A 12,626-nucleotide genomic window follows, 5' to 3' on the forward strand; every position below is an offset into this window, starting at 1 on the left:
GGCCGTTGGCCAACGCCAACGCGTGGATCGCCTGCACCGGCCTGGATCCCCGGCCCAACGAGTCTGGCGGCAGAACGGGACGGCGTCGGCTGTCCAAACAGGGCGCGCCAGTGCTGCGCCAGATGCTCTACATGGCCGCCATGGGGCTCAAGCGGTGTCGCCGGGGGCAACCGCTCTACGACGAGCTGTCAAAACGCGGTCACCCCAGCACCGCCGTCTTCAACATCCTGGCCAGAAAGCTGGCCAGGATCGCCTGGGGTGTGTTCAAGAGCGGCCGGGACTTCGATCCGGCCATGCTGAAGGTGGGTCAAGCCTGCTTCCAGCAGGCTTGACCACGAACATAGGATCTCGACTGCTCTTGCGGTGTGGGCCAGAAGCAGTCGAGCAAGCTCGACTCTACGGGTTTGCGCATGGCGTGGATCTACAGCAGGGGCACCAGCAGCAGTGCCACGATGTTGATGATCTTGATCAGCGGATTGATCGCCGGGCCGGCGGTGTCCTTGTAGGGGTCACCGACGGTATCGCCGGTCACCGCCGCCTTGTGCGCCTCGCTGCCCTTGCCGCCGAAGTGGCCGTCCTCGATGTACTTCTTGGCGTTGTCCCAGGCGCCGCCGCCGGTGGTCATCGAAATGGCCACGAACAGGCCGGTCACGATCGTGCCGATCAGCAGGCCGCCCAGTGCGCGCGGCCCCAGCAGCAGGCCGACCACCACCGGCACCGCCACCGGCAGCAGCGAGGGCACGATCATTTCGCGGATCGCCGAGCGGGTCAGCATGTCCACCGCCTTGTCGTACTGCGGCTTGCCGGTGCCCTGCATGATGCCGGGGATCTCGCGGAACTGGCGGCGCACTTCTTCCACCACCGCACCGGCGGCGCGGCCGACCGCTTCCATCGCCATCGCACCGAACAGGTAGGGAATCAGGCCGCCGATCAGCAGGCCGATGATCACCGTGTGGTCGCTGAGGTCGAAGCGGAATTCCTGCCCCGGATGTGCTGCCTGCAGGTTATGGGTGTAGTCGGCGAACAGCACCAGTGCCGCCAGTGCCGCAGAGCCGATCGCATAACCCTTGGTCACTGCCTTGGTGGTGTTGCCCACCGCATCCAGCGGATCGGTGATGTCGCGGATCTCCGAGGGCAGCTCGGCCATCTCGGCGATGCCACCGGCGTTGTCGGTGATCGGTCCATAGGCATCGAGGGCGACGATCATGCCGGCCATCGACAGCATCGCGGTGGCGGCGATGGCGATGCCGTACAGGCCTCCAAGCGCGAACGCGCCCCAGATTGCCGCACACACCGCGACCACCGGTAGCGCGGTGGACTTCATCGAAATGCCAAGGCCGGCGATGATGTTGGTGCCATGCCCAGTGGTCGAGGCCTGTGCCACGTGCTGCACCGGCTTGTACTGGGTGCCGGTGTAGTACTCGGTGATCCACACGATCAGGCCGGTCAGCACCAGCCCGATCAATGCGCAGCCATACAGCGCCATCGGCCCATGCACGTTGTCACTCATCAACCCGGTGGTGATCGGGTAGAAGGCGATGGCGGCCAGTACGCCGGAGACGATCACGCCCTTGTACAGTGCGCCCATGATCGAACCGCCCGGCTTCACCTTGACGAACAGCGCGCCGATGATCGAGGCGATGATCGACACGCCGCCCAGCACCAGCGGATACAGCACCGCATTGGCGCCTGCCTCGGCCAGCATCAGGCTGCCCAGCAGCATGGTGGCGATCACGGTCACCGCGTAGGTCTCGAACAGGTCGGCGGCCATGCCGGCGCAGTCACCCACGTTGTCACCGACGTTGTCGGCGATCACCGCCGGGTTGCGCGGATCGTCTTCGGGAATGCCGGCTTCGACCTTGCCGACCAGGTCGGCACCGACGTCCGCGCCCTTGGTGAAGATGCCGCCGCCCAGGCGCGCGAAGATCGAGATCAGCGACGAGCCGAACGCCAGCCCGACCAGTGCATGCAGCGCCTGGTCCATCTGCAGGCCCATGCGCAGCAGCAGCGCGTAGTAACCGGCCACGCCCAGCAGGCCCAGACCGACCACCAGCATGCCGGTGATCGCACCGCCGCGGAAGGCGACGTCCATCGCCGCGCTGATGCCGTGGCGGGCAGCTTCGGCGGTGCGCACGTTGGCGCGTACCGACACGTTCATGCCGATGTAGCCGGCCGCGCCGGACAGCACCGCACCGATGGCGAAGCCGATCGCGGTGTACCAGCTGAGGAAGATGCCGACCAGCACGAACAGCACCACACCGGCCACGCCGATGGTCAGGTACTGGCGGTTGAGGTAGGCACGCGCACCTTCCTGGATCGCGGTGGCGATCGCGATCATGCGTTCATTGCCGGTGGGTTGGCGCAGGATCCAGCGCGCCGAGACGATTCCGAACAGGATCGCGAGAATGGCGCAGCCCAGCGCCAATGACAGCCCGTGACGTTCCAGCATTAGACCCCTCCGCAGAATGGATGTAGGCATCCAGTGGCGATGAACGGCACCACGAGGGGGACGACGGGCTGCAGCCTGGAACCAACCCGTACCGACCTTGGTGGTCGTCCGACGTATGGCGGTGTTCAGCATTCCCTGGTGCCCGCAGTATGCGTGCCGCGCACTGTAGAGTCGAGCCGTGCTCGACTGGTTTTTACGAGCCCCGCCGCATGCCGCCAGTCCATGGGCATGATTCGAAAGCCACAGGCCTTTGCACCCCGTTAAGCCAGCCTCTGCAAGCCTGCGCTCAGTCCCGTAGGAGATTCCCCATGCGCCTGTCCCTGTTGATGCTTGCCGCCCTGGTCCCGGCCGTACCGGCACTCGCCGCGGAAACCCCGGAGCTGCAGCGCGCCGTGGGTGCCCCCCAGGCCGTGGGCGCGGTGCACACCCTGCGGCAGATTCCCGAGGCCTGCGCGCGCCTGGAAGGTGCCTTCACCGGTCAGGCGGCCGAGCCGTATCGCTTCGCGCCGGTGCGGACCAGCGAGCAGTGCCAGCCGCGCGCGCGTTTCGTCGACTATGCCAAGGCGCAGCCAAGCGCCGACAAGGGCTGGAAGCTCAATGATGTGATCCGCGTACCCAATGCCGCGTGCCCGGCGCAGCAGGCGGTAGTGCGGGTGTGGCGCCTGCCGTCGAGCAACAAGGTCGAGCTGGACGGGCAGGGCCAGTCGCGCATCTATCTGGAAGAGGCCAAGAAGCAGGCCGCTGCCGGCCAGATTCCGCAGGTGACGATGTTCGCCGCGCAGCTGCAGATGGAAGGCAAGGCCTGCAATTGAGGCCGTCCAGCAGCGCGCATCAACGCATGGCGTGGATCTACTTCGCTGCGCATCGGTAGTGCCGGGCCATGCCCGGCGGGCAACCTGGTAGTGCCGGCCGCTGGCCGGCAACCCTGCAATCATCACTCCGCCAGCGTCGCCCCGCGCGCCACCAGCAGCTCTCGCAGGGCCCTGCGATGGCAATGCGCTTCATCCTCGCAGTAGCACCCCACGCTGATGTCGCTGTGCTGTGACATCGCGGCAAGAAGGTCCAGCGCGTGGGCGGCATCGGGCGCCTTCATCTCGGCCTTGTAGTGGCGGAAGAACGCATTCCAGTCGGCCGCGGTTTTCGCTTCGTGCGCCCGCTTTACCAGTTCCGCGCTGGGTGACAGGGTCGGGAACCAGACGTCGTACCAGTCCTGTTCCGCGAACTCACTGCGCGGCACGCCGCGTGGCGGCCGCCGCACGGTACCGATGCGCAGCCCTTCGCCGGGGTGGCGCGGCGTACCCAGTCGAACAACACGCAGTGCCATGATGACCTCCGGACGGGGTATCCATCATCCTGCGATGCACGTGCGCCAGGTGTGAACCGCTGTGGAAACGAAAAGGCCCGGGCGCCTGCGCACCCGGGCCTTTTCCCATGCTGGCAGCGATCAGTTGCCGCGGCAGTCCTTCAACCACAACACACGACCAATCTGGTCGTAGCTGTCGACCACGCCGGTCAGCGTCACCTTCTCGCGCGGGCGCAGGGCCAGCGCATACGCGGCCTGGTTGGCTGCAAACGAGCAGGAAATGGCCACGCGCTCAAAGTCGATGCTGCCATCGCTGGGCAGGTCAAAGCTGGTGTTGTAGGTGCCGCCACTGCGCAGCACGGAGGTGATGCGACCGGTGATGGCGTAGGTCTTGCCCTTGTAGCGCGGCTCGACCGCGGCCGGGTTGTCCTTGTTCTGGTTGCGCAGCTGGAAGCCGAAGCGGTCGGCGGCAATCGTTACCACCGACGCCTGCGGAGTGGCCTTGGCTGCCTGTTCGCCAGCCTTGCCCGGCTTGATCTGGTTGAGAAGCTTGCACATTTCTTCGCGCACGCCATCGGCCGAGGCAATGGCGCCCTTGTTGACCTTCACCACCATGCCGACGGTGCCCTGGCCGCCTTCGGAGGTGGCACTGATGATCATCGGAATCGGCTTGTGGGCCATGGATTCCGGCTCTTCGATCAGCATCGAGCCGCCTTCCACGTCCTCGCTGAGGACGTCCATGTTGGCGTTCTTGGCGATCACCCGCATCTGGCCGATGGCACTGGCCACGGTCAGGTCTGGATGGGTGACCGATGAGGTGAAGGTCGTGCCGACGAAGGGATTGCCCTTCTTCTGGAAGTTGCTTTCGCAGGTCGCAGCGAAGGCCGGCGCGGCGGCACCGCACAGCAGCGCGGCGATCAGGATCGGGTGCTTCATGGTTACAGTCCTTGTGAAATGGCAGCACAGGCCCGGGCCTTGAAGGCCGGGCAGCGTCGAATCTGGCTTGCGGCGGCCCCTTTGCCCCGGGCCGGAGCCCGATTGTGGGGTGCTTCGACGGCCGCCGCAATGTGCCCTGCGCTCCGCACAGGGCTCAGCACAGAGGGGCGTATACGACTTAATCCCCTCCGTCCCCTTTTTCGGCTCAGCCCTCGAAGGCCGGCAGCTTCTGCTTCACGGCCACGTTCTTCAGCGTCACGTACTTCGGCAGGCCGTCGGTGCCGTACGGCAGCGGTGCTTCGCCCTTGATCAGCGGCGACAGGTAGGCGCGTGCCTTGGCGGTGATGCCGAAGCCGTCGCGGCGGATGAAGCCGGCGGGCATCTTCTTTTCATGATTGGCGATCTTCGACAGCAGCGCCGCTTCGATCTTCCAGCGATAGGGCGCATCGCTGCTGCGCACGATCACCGGCATCACGCCGTTCTGTCCCTTCAGCGCCAGCTGCACGGCGGCCTTGCCGACCGCCTGCGCCTGCTCCCAGTCGGTCTTGCTGGCCAGGTGGCGGGCCGAGCGCTGCAGGTAGTCGGGCAGCGCCCAGTGCACCTTCAGGCCCAGCTGGTCCTTGACCCGGCCGGCCAGGTGCGCGGCCACGCCGCCCAGCTGCGAGTGACCGAACGAGTCCTTGCCGCCGCCCGCGTCGGCGACGAAGCGGCCATCGGCGGTGGCGATGCCTTCCGACGCCACCACCACGCAGTAGCCGACGCGCTCGACCACCGCCTTGACCTTGGCCAGGAACGCCGCTTCGTCATAGGCGCGTTCGGGCAGCAGGATGATGTGCGGCGCTTCGTCATCGCCGTTGCCGGCCAGACCGGCGGCCGCCGCCAGCCAGCCGGCGTGGCGGCCCATGGCCTCGTAGATGAAGACACGGGTGGAGGTCTCGGCCATTGCCGCCACGTCCAGCGCCGCTTCGCGCACCGAGACCGCGGTGTACTTGGCCGCCGAGCCGAAGCCCGGACAGGTATCGGTCACCGCCAGGTCGTTGTCGATGGTCTTGGGTACACCGATGCAGGTCAGGTCATAGCCGGAGGCCTTGGCCAGCTGCGAGACCTTCAGCGCGGTATCGGCCGAGTCATTGCCGCCGTTGTAGAGGAACCAGCGCACGTCGTGGGCCTGCAGCACCTGCAGCAGCCGGTCGTAGCGGGCGCGGTCGGCGTCCAGCGATTTCAGCTTGACCCGGCACGAGCCGAAGGCGCCGCCCGGGGTATGGGCCAGCGCGCGGATCGCGGCGGCACTCTCTTTGCTGGTGTCGATCAGCTCCTCGCGCAGGGCGCCGAGGATGCCGTTGCGGGCAGCCAGGACCTTGATCCCCTTGGCCCGGGCCTGCTCGATCACCGCCGCTGCCGTGGCGTTGATGACCGCGGTGACACCGCCGGACTGGGCGTAGAGGAGAGTACCGTTGCGCATGCTTCTACCTGCTCGGGGGAGGGGACATTGCAGGGACATTACCCGGATGCGGTAAAGTGGCGCTATTGCGGTGCAGCGATACCGGTCCGTCCGGGACGCGAACCTTCTTTGTTTTCAACACGTTGGAGTCAGGTCAATGCGATTGGTTCTGTTGGGACCGCCCGGTTCGGGCAAGGGGACACAGGCGACGCGCCTGAAGGAAAAGCTGGGGATCGCCCACATTTCGACCGGTGACATGCTGCGCGCGGAAATCGCCGCGGGCACGGAGCTGGGCAAGCAGGCCAAGACGGTGATGGATGCCGGCAACCTGGTGTCGGACGACATCCTGCTGGGCATGCTGGAGTCGCGCCTGACCCAGGCCGATGTCGCCAAGGGCTTCATCCTCGATGGCTACCCGCGCAATGTGGCCCAGGCCAATGCGATGGACGGCCTGCTGGCCAAGATCGGCCAGCCGCTGGATGCCGTGGTGCAGCTGGACGTGGCCACCGAGCTGCTGGTCGAGCGCATCGCCGGTCGTGCCAAGGAACAGGGCCGCGCCGATGACACGCCGGAAGCGGTGCGCCAGCGCCTGCAGGTCTACAACGACCAGACTGCCCCGGTGGTCGACTTCTACGCCGGCCGTGGCACCCTGGCCCGCGTCGACGGCGTCGGTGAGCTGGACGAGATCGAAGCCCGCATCCTGGCGGCGATCAAGGGTTGATCCTGCAGGGCCGGTGCACTGCCGGTCCTTCGGGCGCAAAAAGCACAGGCCTGGTCCGCGAGGACCAGGCCTGTGTCGTTTGATAGGCGCCAGCAGAGGGCTTGCTCAGGGCCCCGCAGCATGAGCTCCCTTGGGGATGGCCTCTTGGGGAGTAGGACCGGTTCGGGTACTGCGGCTGGCAGTTCGAATTGTGTCCGGGTTCACAGAACATCGCTATCGGGATTTCCCTGACAGATGATTGGAGTTTTCTCACATCCTGTGTAGGACTTGTCTTACCCCGGATCGGACATTGGCCCTATACAGCCGTCATCGGTCACAATCCTCGGTCATGAGCAGCGTACATATCCTTGCAATCGCCGGCACCTTCATGGGCGGCGTGGCCGCCCTGGCGCGGGAACTGGGCCATACGGTCAGCGGCAGCGACCAGGCCATCTATCCGCCGATGTCGACCCAGCTCGAACAGCTGGGCATCACCCTGGACCAGGGTTACCGCGCCGACAGCGTGCCGGCCGGCACCGACGAGGTGGTGATCGGCAACGCGCTCTCGCGCGGCAACCCGGCCGTGGAGGCCGTGCTCGACGCCGGCCAGCGCTACATCTCCGGCGCCCAGTGGCTGTCCGAACAGGTGCTGCCGGGCCGCGACACCCTGGCCGTGGCCGGTACCCACGGCAAGACCACCACCACCACCATCCTCACCTGGCTGCTGGAAAGCGCCGGTCGTTCGCCCGGTTTCCTGATCGGCGGCGTCGCCGAGGATTTCGGCGTCTCCGCCCGCCTGGGCCAGGGCCGCGAGTTCGTGGTCGAGGCCGACGAGTACGACACCGCCTTCTTCGACAAGCGCAGCAAGTTCGTGCACTACCGGCCGCTGGTGGCCATCCTCAACAACCTTGAATACGACCACGCCGATATCTTCCCCGACGTGGCCGCGATCCAGCGCCAGTTCCACCATCTGGTGCGCACGGTGCCGGCGCGTGGCCGACTGATCGTCAACGGCGAGGATCAGCATCTGGCCGAAGTGCTGGCGATGGGCTGCTGGACGCCGGTCGAACGCTTCGGATTCGATCCGTCGCTGGAATGGCATGCCGAGCTGCTGGCCGCCGATGGCAGCGCGTTTCGCGTGCATCACCGCGGGCAGGCAATGGGCGACGTGCAGTGGTCGTTGCTGGGCCGCCACAACGTGCTCAACGGCCTGGCTGCGCTGGCCGCCGCGCATGCGGTGGGCGTGGCACCGGCCGACGTGATTCCTGCGTTGTCACGCTTCCGCAGCGTCAAGCGCCGCATGGAAGTGATCGGCCACCATGACGGCATCACCGTCTACGACGATTTCGCCCATCACCCGACCGCGATCGCCACCACATTGGAAGGCCTGCGTGCCAAGGTGGGTGATGCGCGCATCGTGGTCGCGATGGAGCCGCGCAGCAATTCGATGCGGCTGGGCGCACATGCGCAGGCGCTGGCACCGTCGCTGGCGCTGGCCGATGAAGTGGTGTTCCTGCATCGCCCGGAACTGGCCTGGGATGCCGCTGCGGTGATCGCCGCGGTGCGTGGCGAAGCGCACGCGGTGCCCGATACCGACGCGTTGCTGGCGCAATTGCAGGCCAGCGTGTGCAGTGGTGACCACGTGGTGTTCATGTCCAACGGTGGCTTCGACGGTGCACCGCGCCGTTTCCTGGCCGCGCTGCAGGCCCGATGAGCGTCGACGGTTCGCTGCCGCTGTTTCCGCTGCACACCACGCTGGTGCCGGGTGCAGCGGTGGGCCTGCGTGTATTCGAGCGGCGCTACCTGGACCTGGTCCGCGACAGCGGCCGCAGTGGCGAAGGCTTTGGTGTCTGCCTGATCCTCGACGGCCAGGACGTGGGAGCCCCGGCGACACCGGCAGCGTATGGCGTGCAGGTACGCATCGAAGACTTCGATGTCGGCGCCGACGGCGTGCTGCAGTTGCGCCTGCGTGGCACCCGCCGCTTCCATGTCGAGCGCACCCGCGTACGCGACAACGGCCTGGTGGTGGCCGACGTGCGTTGGTGCGATGAAGACCCCGATGACGAATTGCGGCCGCAGCATGCGCTGCTGGCCACGGTGCTGGGGCACATCATCGAACAGGCCGGCGAGGCCTATGCGCCGGCCAACCCGGCATTGCTGGACCAGGCCAGCTGGGTCGGCTGGCGGCTGGCCGAACTGCTGCCACTGAGCGAGCAGCAGCGCCTGCAGCTGCTGCAGATGGATGACCCGCACCAGCGATTGCAGCAGTTGCTGGGCTGGATGCCGTAACCGGAAAACGCCAACCAAGGTTGGCCACTACCAGAGCGCAGCGGAACCGGGAAACGCCAACCAGGGTTGGCGACAGCCAGAGCGCGCCGGAACCGGGAAACGCCAACCAGGGTTGGCGACAGCCAGAGCGCACCGGAACCGGTAGCTGCCAACCTTGGTTGGCGGCCTTTTCCCGAAGCGCCAACCAAGGTTGGCGACTACCAGAGAAGCACCGGCTCGATCACGGCATGGTCTTCAACCGCAACACCGGCAGCCCGGTTTCGCTGTGCACATCCTCGTGCTGCGGCAGGTCCTGCACGGCGTCCTTCACCGCGTTCAACGCCGGGTCGACACCCCGCAGCGGGTGCCACATGCCGATCCATTCGAAGTGGCGCTCGTAACGCAGGGTCTGTGCACTGCCCAGCCACAGCGGCGTGTTGCCCGGCTGCAGCTGCGCGGGTGCCGGCCACAGGCGCAGCACATAGCGCTCATCCGGCTTCGCACCCTGGCGCACCATCAGCAGTGCTTCCACGCGGGTGTCCAGCGTGGCCGGCAATACCGGCAGCTCGTCGGCGCCGGTGTTCTTGTCCAGCATCAGCAGCGCCTGCTGCCAGCCGGCCTGCTCCTGCCGCTTCCAGCCGCGGGCTTCCAGCTGCGCCTGCAGCGGCGCCAGCGGGCCCGCCACCTGCACGTCCAGCGGCCAGCGCTGGTCGTCGTCGAACTCGTTGCGGCGCGCCGGCAGCGTGGCCCAGTCGTGCTGCCACCAGGCTTGCGCATCCATCGCCTGCGGTGCCGGCAGGGTCGGCTCGAACCGCTCCAGCTTCACCGGAATGTGGCGCGGCGCGTACCACATCGCCGCCACGGCGAAGACGCCGTAGAACAGCCAGGCCACCGGCTTCACCCAGAATGAGCGGTTGAAGCGGCGGCGGTAGGCGATGCCCAGCACCAGCAGCCAGAACGTGCCGAACAGCATGCCGCCGATCACATCGCTCAGCCAGTGCGCGCCCAGGTACAGGCGCGAGAAGCCGATCAGGCTGACCACGATGCCCGACACCAGGTACGGCCAGACGCGGGTGCGGCCGGGCATCTCGCGGGCGATCAGCACCGCGAAGAAGCCGAAGGTGATGGTGGCCATGGTCACCGACACCGACGGGAAGCCAAAGCCGCTGCTGGCATCGACCGGGCGCACCACATCCACGGTGGCGCCGAGCAGCATGGTCAGGGCCAGGCCGAAGGCAAGCGCGGCCAGCCAGTGCGCGGCTGCCATCCAGCGCCGGCGCCAGATCAGATAGCCCATCGCCGCCGCGGTGGCCGGCAGCAGTACCTGCCAGGCGCCCAGCGATGCCAGCGCGGCCATCGGGTAGTCGGCCAGCGGATTGCGCAGCGCCAGCATGGCCTGGTGCACCAGGAGGTCGATCGCCAGTGGCTCGCCGTGTGCGACCAACACGGTCAGTAACGCGAACCAGCCCCAGCCCAGTACCAGCAGCATCAACGCCAGCATCGCCAGCGGCACCGATTCGCGGCGCTTGGGATCAAGCACGCCGACGGTGTAGCGGCCCAGCGTCGGGTGGCGGTTGGACCAGTCCAGCAGGCGTGCCAGCCAGTTGTCCATGCGCGCGGCCGACCAGCGGTAGCCGTACAGCACGATGGCCCAGACCAGGCCGAGGATCACCGCGAGCAGCCCGACCACCACCACCAGACGCCCGGCCACCGCCGCGACTGCGTCGTAAGCTTCGCCAAGAATCCAGCCCGGCGCCAGGAACAGTACGGCCCAGGAGATGCTGGCGATGCCGCTGGCCTGCACGTAGCGGCTGGCCGGCATCTTCATCATGCCGGCGATGGCCGGCACGAACGGGCGGATCGCGCCCACGTAGCGTGCAATCAGGATGCTTTTGAAGGCGTTGCGGCGGAACAGGTTCTCGCCGCGGTCGAGCAGCTGCGGGTAGCGGCTGAACGGCCAGATGCCGCGCAGGCGGTCGCCCCAGCGTCGGCCGATCCAGTAACTGATACCGTCGCCGGCAAATGCGCCCAGGGCTGCAGCCGCCACCGCGTACGGCCCGGAGATCTGGCCCAGGCCGATGAACACGCCCACCGCGAACAGCAGCGGCAGCGCCGGCACGATGGCGCCAAGAATGATCACCGCATCGCAGAAGGCGATGAGGAAGATAACGGCACCCGCCAGCACGGGGTGAGCGGCAATCCACGCGAGCGTGGCGTCGATCCATGAAGAGTCCATTGCCCGATTATAGGGGCGTGAAGGTGACTGGTTCCCAGCCGCTTCGTGACCGTTTGCAACCGGCGCCTTCGCCTAGAATGGCCCCATGCCGCATACGCCAGACGCTCCATCGCATGCTTTGAAGGCCGACAGCTTCGGCCAGATCCTTCTTGTGAAAGGGCCCGATGGCCCCTTCGTGCGCCGTGATCTGGGCGCCACGCCGCTGTGGCTGCGGCTGCCGGCCTGGTGGCTGGCCCGCCGCGAAGCACGCGCGTTGCAGCACATCCACGGCATGGCCGATGTGCCGCAGCTGCTGGCGTGGGATGGCCGTCACCTCGACCGCAGCTTCATGGCCGGCGATGCCATGTACCAGCGCCCGCCGCGTGGCGATCTGGCCTGGTTCCGCTCGGCGCGTCGGCTGCTGCAGCAGCTGCATCGGAATGGCGTGGCCCACAACGATCTGGCCAAGGAAGCCAACTGGCTGGTCACCGAAGACGGCCGCCCGGCGCTGATCGACTTCCAGCTGGCGGTGATCGGCAACCCGCGCTCGCGCTGGATGCGGCTGCTGGCCCGCGAGGACCTGCGCCACCTGCTCAAGCACAAGCGCATGTACTGCCGTGAATCGCTCACCCCGGTGGAGAAGCGGGTGCTCAAGCGCACCTCGTGGGTGCGCGAACTGTGGTTCGCCACCGGCAAGCCGGTCTATCGCTTCGTGACCCGCCGCATCCTGCATTGGGAAGACAACGAAGGGCAGGGGCCGAAGCCGTGAGCAGTGCGTCCGTCGTGAGCAGGCCGCCAACTGCCTGCAGTGTGCTGCGTGCGCAATTGCCCGGTGCCGACTTCGTGCACGCCTGCCAGGCGACGACTCGTCGCGATGGGCGCTCGGCCCTGCAGGCCTACCGCGATATGGCGGCGACCATTCCCGGCTGGTTCGATGGGCTGATGGCGCTGCGCAATCGCGGCATGCGCCTGCTCGGCATGAAGCACCTGGGCTCGTTGCGTGCGGTGCAGGATGTTGAGGATCCTCAACCCGGCCAGCGGCTGGGCATCTTCACCCTGCGGTCGCTGGACGACGATGCCATCGTGCTGGAAGACGACGACCGCCACCTGCGCGTGCAGCTGGCGCTGCAGTGGCAGGGCGACGTGCTGGAAGTGGCGACCGTGGTGCATACGCACAACGCGTTCGGGCGCGTGTACATGCTGCCGGTTGCGCCCGTGCATCGGCTGATCGTGCCGCATCTGTTGAAAAAGCAGGTGCAGTTGTACCGGTAGATCCACGCCATGCGTGGGTGCTGTTCGCAATTCAATGATTGC

General features: G+C 67.0%; 12 protein-coding genes. 7 read left to right on the forward strand and 5 right to left on the reverse strand.

What is annotated here, in order from left to right; translation table 11 throughout:
• Positions 1–332: transposase (locus tag QRO95_RS02455; protein ID WP_285301583.1), on the forward strand; the 332-nt coding region annotated here is incomplete at its 5' end.
• Between the two features lie 89 nt (positions 333–421).
• Here QRO95_RS02455 and QRO95_RS02460 read toward each other — a convergent pair.
• Positions 422–2,449: a sodium-translocating pyrophosphatase gene (locus tag QRO95_RS02460; protein ID WP_032128389.1), complete on the reverse strand. Its 2,028-nt coding sequence runs from the start codon at positions 2,447–2,449 to the stop codon at positions 422–424.
• 308 nt (positions 2,450–2,757) lie between these two features.
• Between QRO95_RS02460 and QRO95_RS02465 the strand changes: the two genes are divergently transcribed.
• Positions 2,758–3,261, forward strand: a complete 504-nt coding sequence (locus QRO95_RS02465; protein ID WP_032128388.1) for a hypothetical protein — start codon at positions 2,758–2,760, stop codon at positions 3,259–3,261.
• Positions 3,262–3,383: 122 nt separating this feature from the next.
• Here QRO95_RS02465 and QRO95_RS02470 read toward each other — a convergent pair whose 3' ends face one another.
• From QRO95_RS02470 to QRO95_RS02480, 3 genes are all read right to left on the reverse strand, one after another.
• Positions 3,384–3,773 (reverse strand): DUF488 domain-containing protein, encoded by a 390-nt coding sequence (locus QRO95_RS02470; RefSeq protein ID WP_032128407.1) that lies wholly within the window; start codon positions 3,771–3,773, stop codon positions 3,384–3,386.
• Positions 3,774–3,893: 120 nt separating this feature from the next.
• On the reverse strand, positions 3,894–4,688 hold the full coding sequence (locus QRO95_RS02475) for a hypothetical protein (protein ID WP_049400701.1): 795 nt from the start codon (positions 4,686–4,688) through the stop codon (positions 3,894–3,896).
• A 205-nt stretch (positions 4,689–4,893) separates the two neighbouring features.
• Positions 4,894–6,150, reverse strand: a complete 1,257-nt coding sequence (locus QRO95_RS02480) for a 6-phosphofructokinase (protein WP_285301584.1) — start codon at positions 6,148–6,150, stop codon at positions 4,894–4,896.
• Between the two features lie 136 nt (positions 6,151–6,286).
• Here QRO95_RS02480 and QRO95_RS02485 point away from each other — a divergent pair, with 136 nt between their 5' ends.
• The 3 genes from QRO95_RS02485 (at position 6,287) to QRO95_RS02495 (ending at position 9,118) form a co-directional block, all read left to right on the forward strand.
• Positions 6,287–6,850: an adenylate kinase gene (locus QRO95_RS02485; protein WP_032128385.1), complete on the forward strand. Its 564-nt coding sequence runs from the start codon at positions 6,287–6,289 to the stop codon at positions 6,848–6,850.
• 328 nt (positions 6,851–7,178) lie between these two features.
• On the forward strand, positions 7,179–8,543 hold the full coding sequence (mpl, locus tag QRO95_RS02490; RefSeq protein ID WP_285301585.1) for a UDP-N-acetylmuramate:L-alanyl-gamma-D-glutamyl-meso-diaminopimelate ligase: 1,365 nt from the start codon (positions 7,179–7,181) through the stop codon (positions 8,541–8,543).
• The gene (locus tag QRO95_RS02495) at positions 8,540–9,118 is read left to right on the forward strand and encodes an LON peptidase substrate-binding domain-containing protein (protein ID WP_285301586.1); all 579 of its coding nucleotides are present in this window, start codon (positions 8,540–8,542) and stop codon (positions 9,116–9,118) included. Before mpl ends, QRO95_RS02495 begins: the two co-directional genes overlap by 4 nt.
• Positions 9,119–9,338: 220 nt before the next feature.
• Here the strand turns inward: QRO95_RS02495 and QRO95_RS02500 are convergent, their stop codons facing one another.
• Positions 9,339–11,333, reverse strand: coding sequence for a bifunctional DedA family/phosphatase PAP2 family protein (locus QRO95_RS02500; RefSeq protein ID WP_285301587.1), 1,995 nt, complete (start codon positions 11,331–11,333; stop codon positions 9,339–9,341).
• Positions 11,334–11,418: 85 nt separating this feature from the next.
• Between QRO95_RS02500 and QRO95_RS02505 the strand changes: the two genes are divergently transcribed.
• Both QRO95_RS02505 and QRO95_RS02510 read left to right on the forward strand, forming a co-directional pair.
• Positions 11,419–12,081, forward strand: coding sequence for a serine/threonine-protein kinase (locus QRO95_RS02505; RefSeq protein WP_071228174.1), 663 nt, complete (start codon positions 11,419–11,421; stop codon positions 12,079–12,081).
• A gap of 14 nt (positions 12,082–12,095) precedes the next feature.
• Entirely contained in the window at positions 12,096–12,584 is a 489-nt protein-coding gene (locus QRO95_RS02510; RefSeq protein WP_404830327.1) for a DUF2867 domain-containing protein, read from the forward strand.
• The last annotated feature ends 42 nt before the right edge of the window (positions 12,585–12,626 follow it).

Origin of the sequence: Stenotrophomonas maltophilia group sp. Smal13, assembly GCF_030236855.1 — a bacterium.
Lineage (GTDB): Bacteria > Pseudomonadota > Gammaproteobacteria > Xanthomonadales > Xanthomonadaceae > Stenotrophomonas > Stenotrophomonas maltophilia_A.